This window comes from Arthrobacter cryoconiti (assembly GCF_020905375.1).
In the GTDB taxonomy this organism is placed as follows: Bacteria; Actinomycetota; Actinomycetes; order Actinomycetales; family Micrococcaceae; genus Specibacter; species Specibacter cryoconiti.
Genome location: NZ_JAJJBU010000019.1, coordinates 17,166 through 35,395, shown reverse-complemented (window position 1 = coordinate 35,395; position 18,230 = coordinate 17,166). Strand labels below are relative to the sequence as shown.

Here is an 18,230-nt window from a genome sequence, read left to right as displayed (position 1 = left end):
CAGCTTTTAGTAGTTGAAATACAGCCAAATGAGAGCCATGGTGGCCAGGAAGCCGGTGAGGTAGTTCAGCCACAAAAAACGTTTCCACGCTACGTTGGCTGCGGCTGAAGTAGCATCCGCAACGGTCAGATAGGGTGCAACATTGATCATGTACGGCAGTGCAAGGACCGCCGCGAAGGGTACCGGGGTCCATAACATCAGAAGGCCTGCGGCGGTATAGGCCAGAAAGGAAAACCATACGGTGAACCGGGACCCTAAAACCGTGCCGATCGATGCCAAGCCACCCAAGCGGTCAGGAACTATGTCCTGGACTGCGCCGAACGCGTGGCTGCCAATTCCCCAGAGGAAGAACGCCAATAAGAAGGCCCATAGGCTTGGCGTCAATGGTGTTTGAGCCAGCACCAGGCCATAAAGTGCCGGTGAGACAAAGTGTGTACTGGATGTCAAGGAATCAAGAAAGGGCCGTTCCTTGAACCGTAGACCCGGCGCGCTGTATGCGACCACGGCGAAAAGAGAAAACACTAGAACAGCGTTTGCTGCCCAATTGCCACTGATCATCAGCACCACAACAAAAGGTGCTGTGGACACCAGTGCGGCCCAGAGAATGAAACGATGGTGTCTGCGGTCCAAGACGGCACCCTCCACGCCTCCCTTGCGGGCGTTGAGCAGGTCCGATTCATAGTCGAAGACGTCGTTGATGCCGTACATGGCCAAATTGTAGGGAAACAGGAAGAACACCGTTCCCAGCACGAGCAGCCAATCCACGCGGCCAGTGGCCAAAAAGTACGCGGCGGCAAAAGGATATGCCGTGTTGACCCAGGAGATTGGCCGGGAAGTCAGGATCAAATTCTTCATTCTTTCCTTCCACGGGAAAACAGCAACCATAAGCCAGGCAGCAGCATGGCCCCCGCCAGCGGGTAGGCCAGGTCCTCCAGCGGCATGAGTCCAATTCGCGCCCAGCTTAGGCTCGACTCTCCATAGTCGAAGAGCCCCGAAACGATCATGACGTTATCAAAGACAATGGTCAGAACGAAGAGCACCCCAATAGCTACCAAGACCGCGATAAACGCAGTGGCACGCCCGGCTCGGCGCCAGAGGCCGCCAGCCAGCACCAAGGCGGCTACAGCTACAAATATTATGTTCAGTTCTAAGTAGCTCATTCCGGGGCACCCGCTTTTCGCCAGGGTTTGCTGTGCAGCACGCGGATGATAGCGGTGAAGAGGATCATTGTTTGGTAAGACAAGAAGAGCAGGAAAAATGCTTCCTCCAACGGCAGCGACGGCGCCAACATGACGCCGGTCATGAGCGAGGATTCACGGTGTAAGAAAATTCCGCCCGCGATCGCCCACAGATCCCAACCCAGAAAAAACGCGGTGCCTAGCATCAGTACTGTGATTGCCGCCATGGGCCGGGCGAACACAAATAGCTTGAAGCGGGCGTCTATCAAGGCCATGCATCCGAGCAGTGCCACCAGTATCAGCAAGTAGACCACTAGAGGCTCCCCTTTCCGGCAGTCGGGGAGTCTCCTGGCGTATTGGGAAGAACGCGCTCACGTGATGAGACCGGCGTATCTGCTGGATCCGGTTCGGGCAATGGTCCCCCAGAAGTGTCACCTCGGACAGATTTGAGCACGATTTCCGCGCTAATCATGCACAGTGGAACTCCGATGCCCGGACGGACGGAACTTCCGGCATAAAAGAGTCCTGCAACTTTTCGGTTGTTATTGGGAGGGCGTAAGAACGCGCTTTGCCGCAACGTATGTGCCAGTCCCAGTGCACTTCCCTGGAATGCGTTGAAATTCTCGGCGAAATCTGCCGGCCCGAAAGTCCTCCGGACGCTAATGCGTGCGGGCAAGTCGTCCACGCCCGCCCATGCGCCAAGCTGAGCGATGGCTGCGTCAGCAATCTTTTCCACCATGGCTGAACCGTCCCCGTCGACACCGCCCTTACCCCATTGCGGCAACGCGGGAGCGGGGATCAAAAGGAACAAATTTTCACTGCCCGCAGGCGCCACAGATGAATCAGTTGCGCTGGGACGGCATACATAGATCGACGTCGTTTCGGAGAGCTCCTGGCCGCCAAGAATACGGGAAAAATTGTCTTGCCAGTCTTCCGTGAACAGGAGATTGTGGTGTGCCAGCATCGCCAACTCTCCGCTTACTCCAAGGCAAACCAAGACGGCGCTAATCCCAGGATCAGCTCGCCGCCATTTCCGCGCGGATTGCGTACGCAGATTTTGCGGTAGCAACGATGTTTCCACATGGTGCAGATCGCAAGCCCCGACCACCACAGTGGCGGCCGTCCTGCGCGGGCCCCCTTCGGCGTCGTTCCATTCCACGGCCTCGCAGCGTTGCCGCTTCCCATCAGCAGTTGTGAGGATGGCAGTGGCAGTAGCCCCTGTCTCAATCCTTACTCCGCAGGCACGAATGACGCGCTCCATCGCGTTGACAACTTCAATGAATCCGCCTTGGGGGTAAAGCACTCCGTCTTGAAGGTCAAGATGGCTCATCAGGTGATAGATCGACGGCGCTTTGTACGGGCTGGTGCCTAAAAAGACAGCAGGGTAGCCAAGAATCTTTTGCTGCAGTGGGTTCTTGAACCGGGCTGCAACGAAGCGGTGTAACGAAGTGGTCAGTAGCCCAGCGAGCCGCGGCGCATGGCGAAGAACCGCGGGGCTCGCCAGTTGCCGCAACGTCCCGAACGGGTCATACAGGAAGTGTTTCTTTGCCAAAGTGTAAGCAAGCGCAGCGGAATCGAGGTAACGACCCAGCGCTTTCCCCGAACCAGCCTGTTGGGTATCAAAGAGTGCCATGGCCCGCTCGCGGCCAGTATGGACTTCCTCCGAAGTGGTTGCTGAGCTGCCGGGAGCGCTGAACAGTTTGTAAGCCGGGTCCAGTGGCGTCAGTTCCAGCTCTGCTGCGGCACTGGTTCCCATCATTTTGAACCAATGGTCAATGACTTCTGGCATGAGGTACCAGGATGGGCCAGTATCGAAAGTGAAGCCGTCATGGCTCCAGCGGCCGGCACGCCCGCCCAGTTCATCTTGTTTTTCCAGAACGGTCACCTGATAGCCGTCGCGGGCTAAGAGACCAGCTGTAGCCAGACCTGAGATACCTCCGCCGATCACCACGCACGGACCGGAAATGGACTCCGTTCCGCCATGTGGCTGCTGGTTTCTAACGGGTTGAATGCCGGGAGCGGGCTCGCTGCGGGTGAAAGGTAACCGACGGAAGCGATTGCTGTTAGCGCTCAAAGGCCAGACTCCTGAACAGATGTGGTGCTGCGCTGATGCCAGGGTCCTGCGCAGGCTCCGAGGGCTATATACGCTTTTTGATATCCGGGCACCCTGATACGTCGCGTCACTAGCTCCGCAGCAGGGACCCGCTCGAGTTTGACCACAAGAGCCAGGAAAAGGTTGTGTGCCATACGCACCGCGAGCCGGGCGCGTGGCGCTAAGAGAGGGATTCCCCAACGGGCTACTTCTAAGTCATGGCGGATATCCGCCAGCAAGGCAAGTTTGTGCCCGTCGTTGAAAGCGCTTGGATCAAGCCCCGGAAAGTACAGTCTGCCCAGGTCCGTGCTGTCGGCGCCGAGGTCACGGAGAAAGTTCACTTTTTGGAACGCGGCCCCTAGGCTGCGAGCAGATTCCGTGAGTTGGATATTATTCTGGCCTGCAGTAGCCCCATCCATGGTTTCAAAGACCGCAAGGCACATCAGGCCCACAACCTCCGCTGAGCCATAGATGTAATCCTTCAGGCTCTCCGGCGAATGGCTGTGTTGTGCCAAGTCTGTGCGCATGGAAGCAAAAAACGGCCGCGTCAGCTCAACCCCGATGGAACAGCGGCGAGCCGTCCCGGCAAATGCGTGCACCACCATGTTGGTGCTGTAGCCAATCTTGAGCGCATGCTCCGTTTCGCGTTCGAGCCCATCGAGTTGGGCCTCTACTTCCGTAGGGCACAGCCCGGCGGCCTCCGCAGCGCCGTCGACCACCTCATCTGCCACACGCACTAGAGCGTAAATGTTTTCAATGTCTTGACGTTCTTTACGCCCCAGCAGCCAGCAGGCCAAGCCGAACGACGTCGAATAACTGCCAATCACCACTGAGGCACTGCGGGACGCAGTTGTTGAATAGTGTCCGAGGATATCGCTGCCCATGTCAGTTCCTCCTTGTCAGGACGTAGTTGCAAATCTGTGTCAAATCCACCATCAGTGTCTCCGGCAAATCAAGCTCCCGCGCTTTGTCCAGCGCCTGCTCAACTAGCCGGGAGGCAAGCGTTAGTGCGTAGGAATCGGCCCCCAGCTCCTTCATGGCATCACGGACCACGCCTGCCTCAGCGTCACCCTTGCGGAAGGCGTCCATGATGGCGGATGCCGCTGCATACCCGCCCGCGTAAGTAGTCAGGATGGTCCGTTTGCCTTCACGCAGGTCTGACTCCACAGATTTACCCGTCACACTCGATTCGCCAAATGTTCCCAAGACGTCGTCAATGACCTGGTAGGCGATTCCAATGTCACGACCCACTTCCGCGAGCGCGCCGGCCAGCTCATCGCTCTGCCCGGCCATGAGTGCCCCCGCACGTAAGGGCGCCTCAAACGAGTAGACAGCCGTTTTGAGTCGCTCCATACTCAGTACCTCCGTCAACCCCGGCGAGGAGTCGCTGAGGGAGAACAGAAGATCGTCTAATTCCCCGGCTGCGGAGGCAAAAATGGCATCATGAACTGTTTCCAGAATCAGGGGGCTATTCCTATGTCCTGTGGATGCTGAGGTGGCCAACCGCAAAGAACCCGTTAACAAAAGATCCCCAGCGATGATGGCAGCCGAGTATCCAGCGTGTTCCGCGTCGGCTTGACTGTGCCCTTCGATCAGGGCCAGATCCCGATACACAGCACCCAGGGTGTCACTGCCTCGGCGAACAAAGTCCCTATCAATCACATCGTCATGGACCACTAGAGCCGCATGGAGCATCTCGAAGGATGCGGCCAGCTTCGCACAGGAGTCAACCTCCCTGCCACCGAAGGCGTGGTAGGCAAGATGTACCAATCTAGGCCGCAGCCACTTGCCGCCGGAAGTACTAGAGGCTAGTCGATCCCACATGGCCGCAAAGTTGGCCGAGTAGCCTCGAGCCCGCGCACCCTCGGCGCTAAAGTAGTCATCCAGTACACCCGCAACTTGAGGTTGGAACTGCGCCCACGTCAGCTCCGTCATCTCTTGACTCACCGTAGGAGTCGGTGTCTGCTGGCAGGGATAGAGTGTTTGCTGACGTGTAGCGTCCATCTCACTGGCTCTGGACATTATATTTGTCCCCCTCTGCCGTGGCTTTTTTCCTGCTGTTGGCTTGGGGTTCTCGCCCCTGTTCCAAACAGTCAATCCGCTCGTTCATGTAGTCAACCATGTTTTCAAAAAAATCGACGATGGACTCCTGACTTTCTTCTGAATACCCCCGCACCTTTGCATCCACCTTGAGGATCATGGGCATGATGGTTGCCATGGTTTTTCGCACCGACTCGTCGCTGGGCTTGATAAGCCAGCGACGGCGGTCAGTTGGGTGCGGCTCACGCATCACGTGTCCCTTCGCGATCAGCCGGTCCACCACGGTAGTTGTCGCTGCCGCTGTCAGGTGCAGCTTGGCGGCTAACTCTCCAGGAGACATGGCAGGATCCTTCATCAGGTGCTGCATGGCTTGGAAGTCTGTCTCGTTGAGGCCCATTTCGCGGCGTACCGCATATTCAATGGATTCGCCAAGCACCAAGACCTGTCGAATCAGCAAGGTCGCTGGGTGCATCTGGGGCATCGGCGGTTTTCCGGTGTGCTCCATAATTAGCTCCCATCACTTGATAATAAGAAAATCTAAATACATAATGGTTTACTCATGAGGATTTGTACAGTCCACTCCTCCCAACGATCAGAAAATGGGGCTCCAGTGACAGCTTCGGGATACTGCAAAATGCCTTCAGGTGAAACCAAGTGAGCATCGTCGCCGTCGCCGGAGCCACCGGCTATATTGGTGGGCGTCTAGTTCCGCTACTCCTCGACGCCGGACACACCGTCCGGGTCTTAACGCGGGATAAGAGCAAACTGCGGGATGTGCCGTGGAGTGACACGGTGGAGGTAGTGGAAGGCTCATTAGAGGACCCTGCCACTGCCGACGCTCTTTGCCAAGGAACAGACATTGTCTACTACCTGGTTCATTCGATGTCCGGCGGCGGCCGCTCGGTCCAGGACTTCGCCAAGATTGAACGCCTGTGCGCCATCAACGTGGGCAAAGCTTCTCGAGAGTCGGGAGTTGAGAGACTCGTTTACCTGTCCGGGCTGCATCCACAGGGAGAACTCAGCAAACATCTGTCTTCTCGTAAAGAAGTGGGCGAGATTCTGCTGGCCTCCGGCACACCCACCACTGTGCTTCAGGCAGGCTTAGTCATTGGTTCCGGATCGGCAAGCTTTGAAATGGTCCGCCACCTCACGGATGTGCTTCCCGTGATGCCAGCACCGCGATGGGTACTCAATAAGGTTCAGCCGATCGCCATCAGAGATGCATTGCACTACTTGCTTGAGTCCGCCGGGCTGCCTAAAAAACTGAACCGCACCTTCGACATCGGTGGGCCACAAGTGCTCACCTACGCGGAAATGATGTGTAGCTACGCAGAAGCAGCAGGATTCCGCCGCCCAGTCGTCATACCGCTGCCTGTGCTGACACCGTGGCTGGCCGCGCAATGGGTCAATTTGGTGACTCCCGTACCGAGGGCACTGGCTGTTCCCTTGGTCCAGTCCCTCCAACACGATTGCGTAGCGCAGGAACGAGACATTGAACGCTACATTCAAGCACCGGAGGGCGGGCTAACGCCATATAAGCGTTCCGTGGAGCTGGCGCTGGCGAAGATTGAAGCCGACGACGTTCTCACAACCTGGGCCACTGCCCACGCGATCAGCGCTCCGGCCGAGCCTCTCCCCAGCGATCCCGATTGGGCCGGACTGACGGTCTTCACTGATGAACGAAAGAAAGAGACAGCGGCGCCCCCGGAGAAAGTATGGGACGTCATTGAGGGGATCGGCGGCCAGCACGGCTACTATTCAATGCCCTTGGCCTGGTCGGTTCGTGGCTGGATGGATAAATTAGCGGGAGGTGTGGGCTTAGCGAGAGGACGGAGAAGCCCCACCTCGTTGCAGCTCAACGACACGGTGGATTGGTGGCGTGTAGAAAAGCTTGAGCGTGGCCAGTTATTGCGATTGCGGGCAGAAATGATCGTTCCTGGCCGCGCGTGGCTGGAATTTGAGGTCACCCCCGCGCCGGGGACAACCGGTGGCAGCATCTTCCGCCAACGTGCCATCTTCATTCCGCGTGGCTTGTCCGGACGCTTGTACTGGCTGGGCGTTCTTCCCTTCCACGGCATCATCTTTAAATCGATGGCCAATCGGATCACTGCCACAGCCGGAACGCCGGACTAAACCAGACGCAACAAGCTCCACCCGTGGCTGGATGCGCCATGCTCAAGAGCGCCCTAAAGTTGAGGACGTGATCACGCACTCCATTTACGACTGGTTCGCCCGGCATCGCTTTGCCGTGGACTTGTCACTCGCGGGGCTCCTGTGGCTCGTTGCGGCACCCTTTAGCTTCAGCAATCCAGGCTCGTTTCTGCATTCCCTCGCGGTCCTCGTTATCGTCACAGCCTTGGTGGCTCCATTAGCATGGCGCCGCACCCGCACGCTCACGGCTGGTTTCATTGTTGCCGGGGTCGCCATCCTCCAATGGGCCACTGCACTGCCGCCTACGGTAGCGGACATCTCCGTGCCGCTCATCGTTTACGCATTGGCCGCATTCGGTCCCCGTTGGGCAAGCCTTGGCGGGCTAGGGCTTGCGCTCATAGGCTCCGTCATGTTCGTCACACGCTATATTTATGATCTTTCTTCTGCATCAGTGGCCGAGCTGCCCTATGGGGTCGTCTGGATCTTTGCCCTCTGGATTCTGGTCCTCTTCAGCTGGACAGCCGGAGACCTCACCCGCACCAAGCGGCTGCGCGAGCAGGCGCTCTCTGATCGTGCACACCGTTTAGAAATTGAGGCGGCACATGAACGCGAGCTTGCGGCCAGTGACGAAAGAGCGCACATCGCCCGTGAAATGCATGACATCGTGGCGCATTCGCTGTCAGTCATCATTACCCAGGCCGACGGCGCCCGCTATGCAGCAGCCACCAACCCGGAGGTTGCCCTGACCACCTTGGCCACGATCGCAGGCACTGGGAGGTCATCACTGCAGGAAATGCGCCGTCTGCTGGGAGTTCTGCGGGGTGATGAGCAAGCGTCCACCCGCCCGCTCCCTGGGCTCATCGATCTCGACGAGCTCCTCTTAGGTATCCGTGCCACAGGTCTTCCCATCGCCTACACCGTCGTCGGCTCTGCACGCAGACCCCTCCCTCCCGGCGCTGAGCTGACCGCGTACCGCTGCGTCCAAGAGGGCCTGACAAACGTGATCAAACACGCCGGGCCCAACGTCAGTTCCACCGTAATCTTGAACTGGAAAGCACAGGGGCTAGAAGTGACGGTCACTGACAATGGCAGAGGTGCATCGGCATCGCGCCAAAGTACCGGTTCCATCCCGAAAACTTCATCCTTTCAAAGACAGAGACCCACCCCTGGTTACTACGACGGCGCAGCCTCCGCTGAGCCTGCTCCTTACTACAGGCTCTCCCACTCCCAAAATGGTGGGAACGGCCTGCGCGGCATGGCGGAGCGCGTCAAACTTTACGATGGAAGCCTGTCGGCGGGTCCACTGGCCGGCGGCGGTTTCGCCGTCACAATCTTCATCCCCTATACGGAGTTCTAATGACAAGCACACCCATCCGCGTAGCACTCGTGGACGACCAACAATTGGTGCGTTCCGGATTCGGCATGCTGATCAATTCCCAGCCGGACCTCTGCGTTGTTGTTGAAGCGGGGAACGGGAACGAAGCCTTAGCTGCGCTATCTTCAACCGCCGCCGACGTGGTGCTCATGGACGTTCGTATGCCCGGCATGGACGGGATAGAGACCACCCGTCGACTCATGGAACGGATCAAAGTAGCCCCTGTTGGGTCTTGGCTGTCCGGCCTGCGAATAGTCGTGCTCACAACCTTTGACTTGGATGAATATGCGCTGGCTGCCATCCACGCCGGAGCCAGCGGATTCCTCCTCAAGGATGCTCCCCCGGAAGAACTGCTCGGCGCCATCCGGACCGTTTTCGCCGGCGACGCCGTAATTGCCCCGTCCACTACACGCCGACTGCTCGATCATGTGGCTCCTCTACTGTCTGCGCCGAGTCCGGCAAATGACGCCGCTTCGAACGCTGTCGCGTCGCTGACCGCCCGCGAGCATGAGGTCTTCGTTCTCATCGCCAACGGACTTTCCAATCCCGAGATCGCCCTTCAGTTGTTCGTTTCCGAGGCCACGGTAAAAACCCATGTAGGACACATTCTGGCCAAATTGGGAGCCCGGGACCGTGTGCAGGTAGTTGTGATAGCTTACGAAACCGGAATCGTCACGCCGGGCTAGAACCAGTGGCGATGCAGACCGGCTCATCCCTGGGTAGGAGGCTGCGCCCTCGGGCGGGCACAGATATCAACCCGTCCTCCGATTCGCTGTGCATAACCTCGCAATTAGGCTGAAGCCATGACGATCATCACCGAGAAAAAACAGCACAATCTAGCGGTTCAGGCCCGCGGATTGACTAAAAGTTACGGCAAGGGCGACACCGAGGTAGCCGCCCTAAAAAGCGTGGATATCGATTTTCCGGCTGGCCAATTCACCGCCATCATGGGTCCTTCAGGCTCCGGGAAATCCACCCTCATGCATTGCCTCGCCGGACTTGATTCAGTCACGGCTGGCACCATCCATCTTGGTGAAACTGAGCTGACCCGCCTCAACGATAAAGCACTAACACAACTGCGCAGGGACAGGATCGGTTTTGTCTTTCAAGCCTTCAATCTTGTCCCCACTCTCACCGCCGAAGCGAACATCACGTTGCCGCTTGCCCTTGCTGGCGCCAAGGTTGATCCCCAGTGGTTCTCCTCCGTAACCACCACCTTGGGTCTGCGCGATCGCCTTGCACACAAACCTCATGAACTCTCCGGAGGGCAGCAACAGCGAGTCGCCGTTGCCCGTGCACTCCTCACCCGTCCGGACGTCATTTTCGGTGATGAGCCCACGGGTAACCTGGATTCTCGCTCCGGTGCGGAAGTTTTGGGCATGCTCCGGCGGGCCGCACGGGAGATGGGGCAGTCCATCATTATGGTCACCCACGATCCCATCGCCGCGTCCTATGCTGACCGCGTGATCCTCATGAACGACGGCGAACTCGTGGGGGAAATTGCCGATCCTACGGCCGAGACGGTGCTGGCCAAGCTTGCACAGCTGGGGGCATAGACCATGCTGAAGGTTTCGTTGAGTCAACTAAAAGCCCACTCCAGGCGATTCATCGCCATCACCTTGGCCGTGTTGCTGGCCGTAACGTTCCTGTCCTCCACCCTCATGGTCAATGCAAGTTCCACGGCGTCATTGAAGGCCTCACTTGGCGAGGCATACGCCGCCGCTGACCTCGTCGTCTCCCCCAGTGGACAGCTTCCATTAGCCCAGTCCGCTGTTGACACCGTAGCGGCCTCTCCTCTTGTGGCTGCATCTTTTGCCAGCCACACTATCTACCCGCAAGTTCGGGTGGGGAACAGCACCCTGGGTGCCGCGTTGAGCACCGCATCGCCGGTGGCCTCGCTTGAACCGCTAACACTCATCTCAGGCACGTGGCCCACCACTGATTCACAGGTGAGCGTCGATCAAACCACAGCCGATCGCAATAAGCTCTCGGTGGGCAGCTCAGTTACCTTTTTACCTTCTGTTACTCCCATCGGTAACGCTGAAGGCATTTCTACCACTGTGAGCCCCAAAGCCCTCACTGCGACGATCACCGCCATCACCTCAACATCCCGCGACCCGCAGCGCTCCGCCTTTGCCCAGTTTGAAGGCACAAATGCAGCACTTATGGGCCTTTCCACCACCGGATCGGTGTATGATCTCCTCACGCTCAAGCTCAAGCCAGGCACCAACGTCTCAGAAGCCAAGTCCACTCTGGCGCAAGCCCTGAATCAGCCAGCAAATACCGTCCAAACCGCAGCCGAAAAGACAACGGCGCAAGTTGCTGTGTTGACCGGCGGGCAAGACCAGCTAACCATCGTGTTGCTGGCATTTGCCGGCGTCGCTCTCTTGGTCGCATCCCTCGTGGTCGCTAATACGTTCTCTGTCCTAGTGGCCCAACGTACCCGCGAATTGGCGCTGCTACGCTGCGTCGGTGCCAGCCGCCGCCAAATTCGCAGCTCAGTGATGATCGAGGCCCTCGTGGTGGGCCTGGTCGCTTCTGCACTCGGCGTGATCACAGCCATTGCTCTCATGTCCGCCGTTGTCGCTCTGCTGCGCAATAACCCGGACTTCGCGTTTGCCACCCTGTCCGTCCCGCCGTCGGCCATCATCGCCGGACTACTCGTCGGCACCTTATTGACCGTGCTTGCGGCATTGGTGCCGGCCCGCGCGGCAACAAAGGTAGCGCCACTGGCGGCCCTGCGCCCGTCCGACGACGCCACCGTCCACACGACCGCCGGTCGAGTCAGGCTTGGCGTCGGCGTTGCGCTAATTCTCCTGGGTGGGATCGGACTCATTATCGGCGGTCTCAACTCATCTTTGTTGCTGGCGCTCCCTGCCGGGGCGGCCTCCTTCGTCGGAGTTCTGCTGGCGGCAAGCTTGTTCGTTCCTCGACTCGTTGCTTTTGCCGGAAAGCTGGCACGTCCTGCAGGGGTGCCGGGGAAAATGGCCGCTGCCAACGCCGTCCGAAATCCGCGCAGAACCACTGCCACGGCATCGGCCCTGCTCATTGGCGTGACTCTTGTGACGATGATGATGACGGGCGCCGCAACAGCACGATCAGCATTCGATACTTCGCTGGACGGTCACTACCCAGTAGATATTGTTGCCGAGTCCTACCCTGGCGCAGGAGGAAATTCCGGGAGCGCGGACAGCGGCATCATGACCGCCCAAGACGTGGATAAAGTCCGCTCAATAGCTGGGGTGAAAGCTGTCGCGGCCCTGAAATTGGTAGGTACGCTCACTGCTGGTGAAGAACTTATGCCGGTTTACGGGATGACCGATGCAGACGCTAAAACTCTGCTGGCGAATGCAGACAACCGTCCCAAGGGAACCACCGTCATCATGCCAAAGGGAACTAAGGCCGTTTCTGGTAGTTTGCAGGCGGGCACCCAGAGCACCGACGTCACGATTGCCCAGGCAACCACGGATACCTTCGGTGCGCTGGCCTCCTTGGACTCCTTTGCCCCCTTGAAAGAAACCGACCCGCAGTTGCTCGAGCACCCGAGCATCGTCTGGATTTCGGCGCAACCGGGACTGAACACCGCTGAGCTGATGACGATGCGCACGGCAATTGCCGGCACCCTGCATCTGAACGAGTACCAAGTTTCCGGAGCCGTATTGGAGAAGGCCACCTTCAGCCAACTCATCGATCTGCTTCTACTCGTCGTCACGGGGTTGCTAGCGGTAGCCGTTTTCATAGCCTTGATCGGCGTCGCTAACACCTTGTCGCTCTCGGTATTAGAACGTACCCGGGAAAACTCGCTACTACGAGCGCTGGGCCTAACCCGCGGCCAACTCCGCGGCATGCTCGCCCTGGAGGCCGTTCTGATTGCGGGAGTTGCCTCGCTCCTGGGCGCTGCCTTGGGAGTGGTGTACGGCTGGGCCGGTGCACAGGCCGCGCTGGGCCAGTTTGCCCACGTGACCGCCGTCGTCCCTTGGGGCCAGATCCTGCTGGTGGTCGGCGTTGCGGCAGTCGCAGGATTGCTCGCCTCCGTAATCCCTGCCCGCCGAGCCGCCCGGCTCTCACCCGTGGAAGGTTTGGCCATGGACTAACCCACCCAACTGCGGGCCAGTTCGCTAAGCGTCGTTCCTGGATACGGGTCCACGCCGCAGAGCCGTGCGGTATCCGGACCAGAATGCGAGTAGGAGCAGTCCCCCTACCGTGACGGTTATGGCCACCTTAGAGGAAGGGCCCATATAGATCAGTCCGTCGCCGGTAAAAACTTCGTTGGACAACGGTGCGTAGGCGAACCAGCCATAGCTTGCGGACGAATCCGCGAGCAACGCAATCATGATCCCGGTCGCGACGGCCAGCACTGCCGTAATGGGCACTGCTAGCCCCACCATCTTGCGCAACCGTTGATGTTGACTCACTCCGCCAACGTTATCCATGCGGGCCAGCGTAGCAGCAGTATCCATACCGGCGCATCAGAGGCCCCGGCACTACAGAAGCCATTTGAGAAGCTGTTGGAGAAGTCACCGTTACCCAGTCGAACTTCGCCGTGCCGGGGACGCTCACCCAAAATCCACTCTTGGTTTGTGCGGGACTATGCCTCTGCGGGCTCCTCGTACTTGGGGAAAATAGGTGTCGGAGCTGGCAGAACCGTGCCGGGGACCAGCGGAGTGCCAATCGCGGCGAATTGACGCACTGATTCGTCAGAGCTCTCACCCTGGCCCAGGACCGTCAGCAGCTTCGCGGCGGCATCCGGCATGACCGGCTGGATCAGAATCGAGACGATGCGCAGGACCTCGAGGGTCACATAGAGCACTGTTTCCATGCGCGGGACGTCGGTCTTGCGCAGCACCCACGGCGCTTGTTCGGCGAAGTAGGCGTTGGTGTCTCCCAAGACATGCCAGATCCGTTCCAGAGAACCATGGAAATCCTGTACCTGGTAACAGTCCCGAGCGTGCGGAAGAAGTGCCCCGGCAGCAGCCAGCATTTCCTCGTCGGCAGCCGTGAGTGGACCGGGTACTGGCACAGTGGCGTTGCAGTTCTTTGCCACCATCGATAACGAGCGCTGCGCCAGGTTACCCAGGTTGTTAGCCAAGTCGGAATTCATGCGTCCCACCACGGCGTCATGGTTGTAGGAACCGTCAGCACCAAACGGGACCTCGCGCAGCAAGAAGAAGCGCACTTGGTCCAAACCGTACTGCCCCACCCAGTCGGCGGGAGCCACCACATTGCCCAAGGACTTGGACATCTTCACGCCGTTGTTGTGCAAGAAACCGTGGATCATGACACGTTTGGGAAGCTCGATTCCCGCGGACATCAGGAACGCTGGCCAGTAAACGGCGTGGAAGCGGGAAATGTCCTTACCGATCACGTGGACGTCAGCAGGCCAGAACTTCCGGAAGGACTCCGAATCCGTATCCGGGTAGCCAACACCGGTGAGGTAGTTGGTCAACGCGTCCACCCACACGTACATGACGTGTTTGTCGTCGCCCGGCACCGGGACTCCCCAGTCAAACGTGGTGCGGGAGATGGAGAGGTCCTCCAGACCACCCTTGACGAAGCTAATGACCTCGTTGAAGCGCGTGCGTGGGGCACCAAAGTCGGGCTCGGCGTCGTAAAGTGCCAGCAGTTTGTCCTGGTAATTGGAGAGGCGGAAGAAGTAACTTTCCTCTTCAGTCCACGTCAGTACAGTTTCCGTGACCTTGGAGTAGCGATTGCCGTCTTCACGAAGTTCCGTCTCATCTTCGCCGTAGTAGGCCTCGTCGCGCACCGAGTACCAGCCCTCATACTTGCCAAGGTAGATGTCTCCGGCCTCTTCCATCTTTCTCCAGATGGCCTGAGATGCAGCGCAGTGGTCGGCATCCGTGGTGCGGATGAAGCGATCGTAACTGATGCCAAGGACCGCGTGGGCTTCCTTGTAGACGGCCGCGTTGCGGTCGACGAGTTCGGTGGGAGTGATGCCCTCTTTCTCGGCCGTCTGTGCGATTTTCATGCCGTGCTCATCGGTGCCTGTCAGGAACATCACGTCAAAGCCGTCCAGGCGCTTGAAGCGTGCCATGGCGTCGGTGGCGATGTATTCGTAGGCGTGTCCGATGTGCGGAACGCCGTTCGGGTAGGTGATGGCAGTGGTGATGTAGTAAGGCGTCTTGGCCGAGTCAGTTGATGTCACCCTATGAATTTACCGTGAATTACGGGAAACGTAGATTCGTGACCCTGCATGTGCGGTGGATGAACTCCCTCGCGGGCAGTAAGGTTTCTGGGGTCGCGGGCGACCCTGGAAATCCATCCCCGCTCCGGCAGCCCATCCACCACAGAGTAACGTTCGACGGCGGCACTCACCTTAGTCGTTAAACACCGAAGTCGCGATCCCCGCTCCCGGAATCACAACTTCGGCTTTCGGCAGGCTTAGTCCTCTAGATCGACCTCGCGGGCCATCGTAGCCCCAATTTCTTCCTTGATGGCCTCCAGCACACTCTGCGGAACAGAGCTGTCCACGGTGATCAACGCCAGTGCCTGACCACCCTCACTATTACGGGCGACCTGCATGCCGGCAATGTTCACGTCGTTCTCTCCGAGTAGACGCCCCAGAGTTCCAACAACGCCGGGACGGTCCGCGTAAGAGATGACCAGCAAGTGATCGCTCATAGGGATCTCCAGCTCGTACCCGTTGACGTCCACAATCTTTTGGATCTGCTTGGGACCGGTCAGGGTGCCCGAAACAGAGATCTGGGAATCATCAGAGAGCGCGCCACGGATGGTCAACACATTACGGTAGTCGGCGCTGTCGGCCGTCGTGATCAGTCGGGTGACGATGCCGCGTTGCTCAGCCAAGATGGGGGCATTGACGTACGAGACCTGCTCGGAAACAATATCCTTGAAGACCCCCTTGAGTGCGGATAGTTCTAGGGCCTTGACATCCAGCGCAGCTATTTCACCGGCCACCTCAACGTCGATCTGTGTCACAGAAGCATGGGTGAGAGCGGTAAAGATCCGGCCTAGCTTTTCAATCAGAGGAATACCTGGACGGACATCCGGGGCGATCACGCCACCAGCTACATTCACGGCGTCCGGGACCAACTCGCCCGCCAAGGCCAGGCGGACTGACTTCGCTACAGAAACACCCGCTTTTTCCTGTGCCTCTCCGGTCGACGCACCCAGGTGGGGGGTTGCAACGACGTTGTCCAGTTCCAGGAAGGCCACATCCGTGGCAGGTTCCTTCACGAAAACGTCGATGCCAGCCCCTGCAATTTCTCCGTTGCGCAGGGCAACGTTCAGCGCTGCTTCGTCCACCAAACCGCCACGGGCAACATTGATAACGTAAGCACTCTTCTTCATTTTCGCGAAGGCTTCCGTGCTGATCATGCCCAGAGTTTCCGGCGTTCTCGGCATATGAATTGTGACGAAGTCGGATTGCTCCAAGAGCTCGTCCAAGCTCAATAGCTTCACACCGAGGCTCGCAGCCCGGGCGGAGGTGACATAGGGATCGTAGGCGATGATCTCCATACCAAAGGCCTTGGCACGTTCAGTGATGAGCGCCCCAATGCGCCCCAAGCCGATGATGCCCAGCTTCTTTTCCAGCAGTTCCGTACCGGTGTACTTGGAGCGCTTCCACTCACCGTGCTTGAGCGCGGTACTCGCCGCCGGAATATGGCGGGCCAGAGAGAGGATGTGCCCGATCGTCAGTTCCGCGGCAGAGACAATGTTCGACGTCGGCGCGTTGACCACCATGACCCCGGCCTGGGTTGCGGCCTTGATATCTACGTTATCGAGCCCCACACCGGCACGGGCAATCACTTTCAAGTTCTTTGCGGCCGCAATCGCTTCAGCGTCAACTTGAGTGGCAGAGCGAATCAAGATCGCATCAACGTCAACAATGGCTGCAAGAAGAGCGGACCTGTCGGCTCCGTCCGTGTGGCGAATTTCAAAATCGGGGCCTAGCGCCTCAATCGTTGCGGGTGAAAGTTCCTCTGCGAGGAGTACTACTGGCTTGGTGGCGCTCACCTGTGACCTCTTTAGCTTCCGTATATGTTCTGGTGGGGATTTTGGTGAATGGTTTTTAAGTAGCGTGTCCAACAAAAAAGCCGGACTCCAGTTTATGGGAGCCCGGCTTCCTCGCCGTAACAATCCGGCACGCTGGCGACGCAAGCGAGCTGCGTCACACGAATGTTGGGCCCACGCGCCCGAGGAACTGGAAGCACTGGGCCCACGCGCCCGAGGAACTGGAAGCACTGGGCCCACAGCCCCGAGGGACCCAAAAGCTGGCTCGCTAGCGAGCTAACTTTTGGGAGGGTCTGGGGACTAGCGTGCGACTGAACCTTCGGTGTAGTCGTCGTCGCTCTTGATCCACGAGAAGAGCTTGCGCAGTTCGCGGCCGGTGGCCTCGATCGGGTGGTCTTCGCCCTTCTTACGGAGTGCTGCGAATTCCACGCCGCCGTTGTCCTGGTCCTCGATGAAGCGCTTTGCGAAGGCACCACTTTGGATGTCCGCGAGGACTGCCTTCATGTTTTCCTTCACCTGGGGGGTGATCACGCGAGGACCGGAGACGTAGTCGCCGTACTCTGCCGTGTCAGAAACGCTCCAGCGCTGCTTGGCAATACCGCCTTCGACCATCAGGTCCACAATGAGCTTGAGCTCGTGCAGTACTTCAAAGTAAGCGACCTCGGGCTTGTAACCAGCTTCGGTCAAGGTCTCAAAACCGTACTGGACCAACTGCGAGGCTCCGCCGCAAAGGACTGCCTGCTCGCCAAAGAGGTCCGTTTCAGTCTCTTCGGTGAACGTGGTCTCGATGACGCCGGCGCGGGTGCCACCAATGCCCTTGGCGTAAGACAGTGCCAGCTCGCGGGCCTTTCCGCTGGGGTTCTGCTCGACGGCGATCAGGTCTGGTACTCCGCGGCCTGCTTCAAATTCGCGACGCACAATGTGCCCCGGCCCCTTGGGTGCAACGAGAGCGACGTCGACGTCGGCCGGCGCCTTGATGTAGCCATAGCGGATATTGAAGCCGTGACCAAAGAAGAGTGCGTCGCCGGCCTTGAGGTTCGGGGCAATCTCCTCTGCATAGACAAAGCGCTGAACCTGATCCGGTGTGAGGATCATGATCAGGTCAGCTTCCTTAGTTGCCTCGGCGACGCTGAGGACGCGAAGGCCCTCCGCCTCTGCCTTGGCCCGGGACTTGGAGCCTTCCTTGAGGCCAACGCGGACGTCGACGCCGGAATCCCGCAGGCTCAGTGCATGTGCGTGGCCCTGGCTGCCGTAGCCAATGACGGCAACCTTGCGACCCTGGATGATGGAGAGGTCTGCGTCGTCGTCGTAGAACATGTCGGTCACTGTGAAACTCCTTGAATAATTGATGTGTAGAGCTTGTTTTCAAAACGATGTGTGCCGCGGGCGGCTAGTGCACTAA

Annotated in this window: 16 protein-coding genes; 5 read left to right on the top strand and 11 right to left on the bottom strand. The window is 58.7% G+C overall.

Going from position 1 to position 18,230, the window contains the following annotated elements:
* Positions 1-6 precede the first annotated feature (6 nt).
* The 7 genes from LOH53_RS10165 to LOH53_RS10135 form a co-directional block, all read right to left on the bottom strand.
* Positions 7-855, bottom strand: coding sequence for a prenyltransferase (locus LOH53_RS10165; RefSeq protein ID WP_230067627.1), 849 nt, complete (start codon positions 853-855; stop codon positions 7-9).
* Positions 852-1,160, bottom strand: coding sequence for a lycopene cyclase domain-containing protein (locus tag LOH53_RS10160; protein WP_230067626.1), 309 nt, complete (start codon positions 1,158-1,160; stop codon positions 852-854). Before LOH53_RS10160 ends, LOH53_RS10165 begins: the two co-directional genes overlap by 4 nt.
* Entirely contained in the window at positions 1,157-1,492 is a 336-nt protein-coding gene (locus tag LOH53_RS10155) for a lycopene cyclase domain-containing protein (protein WP_326832765.1), read from the bottom strand. The genes LOH53_RS10160 and LOH53_RS10155 overlap by 4 nt, the downstream gene beginning before the upstream one ends.
* Positions 1,492-3,144: a phytoene desaturase family protein gene (gene crtI / locus LOH53_RS10150; RefSeq protein ID WP_230067777.1), complete on the bottom strand. Its 1,653-nt coding sequence runs from the start codon at positions 3,142-3,144 to the stop codon at positions 1,492-1,494. The genes LOH53_RS10155 and crtI overlap by 1 nt, the downstream gene beginning before the upstream one ends.
* 104 nt (positions 3,145-3,248) lie before the next feature.
* Positions 3,249-4,154 (bottom strand): phytoene/squalene synthase family protein, encoded by a 906-nt coding sequence (locus LOH53_RS10145; protein ID WP_230067625.1) that lies wholly within the window; start codon positions 4,152-4,154, stop codon positions 3,249-3,251.
* Between the two features lies 1 nt (position 4,155).
* Positions 4,156-5,217 (bottom strand): polyprenyl synthetase family protein, encoded by a 1,062-nt coding sequence (locus LOH53_RS10140; RefSeq protein WP_230067624.1) that lies wholly within the window; start codon positions 5,215-5,217, stop codon positions 4,156-4,158.
* 58 nt (positions 5,218-5,275) lie between these two features.
* Entirely contained in the window at positions 5,276-5,815 is a 540-nt protein-coding gene (locus LOH53_RS10135; RefSeq protein WP_230067623.1) for a MarR family winged helix-turn-helix transcriptional regulator, read from the bottom strand.
* Positions 5,816-5,964: 149 nt separating this feature from the next.
* Here LOH53_RS10135 and LOH53_RS10130 point away from each other — a divergent pair, with 149 nt between their 5' ends.
* The 5 genes from LOH53_RS10130 (at position 5,965) to LOH53_RS10110 (ending at position 12,930) form a co-directional block, all read left to right on the top strand.
* Positions 5,965-7,443, top strand: coding sequence for an SDR family oxidoreductase (locus LOH53_RS10130; protein ID WP_230067622.1), 1,479 nt, complete (start codon positions 5,965-5,967; stop codon positions 7,441-7,443).
* A gap of 67 nt (positions 7,444-7,510) precedes the next feature.
* Positions 7,511-8,818, top strand: a complete 1,308-nt coding sequence (locus LOH53_RS10125; RefSeq protein ID WP_230067621.1) for a sensor histidine kinase — start codon at positions 7,511-7,513, stop codon at positions 8,816-8,818.
* Complete coding sequence (locus tag LOH53_RS10120; protein WP_230067620.1) at positions 8,818-9,522, top strand: response regulator; 705 nt, start codon at positions 8,818-8,820, stop codon at positions 9,520-9,522. The genes LOH53_RS10125 and LOH53_RS10120 overlap by 1 nt, the downstream gene beginning before the upstream one ends.
* A gap of 117 nt (positions 9,523-9,639) precedes the next feature.
* Entirely contained in the window at positions 9,640-10,392 is a 753-nt protein-coding gene (locus tag LOH53_RS10115; protein WP_230067619.1) for an ABC transporter ATP-binding protein, read from the top strand.
* Between the two features lie 3 nt (positions 10,393-10,395).
* A complete protein-coding gene (locus LOH53_RS10110) occupies positions 10,396-12,930 on the top strand; it encodes an ABC transporter permease (RefSeq protein ID WP_230067618.1) in 2,535 nt (844 codons plus the stop codon).
* Between the two features lie 24 nt (positions 12,931-12,954).
* Here the strand turns inward: LOH53_RS10110 and LOH53_RS10105 are convergent, their stop codons facing one another.
* From LOH53_RS10105 to ilvC, 4 genes are all read right to left on the bottom strand, one after another.
* The gene (locus tag LOH53_RS10105) at positions 12,955-13,296 is read right to left on the bottom strand and encodes a hypothetical protein (RefSeq protein ID WP_230067617.1); all 342 of its coding nucleotides are present in this window, start codon (positions 13,294-13,296) and stop codon (positions 12,955-12,957) included.
* Between the two features lie 128 nt (positions 13,297-13,424).
* Positions 13,425-14,999 (bottom strand): methionine--tRNA ligase, encoded by a 1,575-nt coding sequence (metG, locus tag LOH53_RS10100; RefSeq protein ID WP_230067616.1) that lies wholly within the window; start codon positions 14,997-14,999, stop codon positions 13,425-13,427.
* Between the two features lie 236 nt (positions 15,000-15,235).
* Positions 15,236-16,831 (bottom strand): phosphoglycerate dehydrogenase, encoded by a 1,596-nt coding sequence (gene serA, locus LOH53_RS10095; protein ID WP_230067615.1) that lies wholly within the window; start codon positions 16,829-16,831, stop codon positions 15,236-15,238.
* A 297-nt stretch (positions 16,832-17,128) separates the two neighbouring features.
* Complete coding sequence (gene ilvC / locus LOH53_RS10090; protein ID WP_230067614.1) at positions 17,129-18,154, bottom strand: ketol-acid reductoisomerase; 1,026 nt, start codon at positions 18,152-18,154, stop codon at positions 17,129-17,131.
* Between the last annotated feature and the right edge of the window lie 76 nt (positions 18,155-18,230).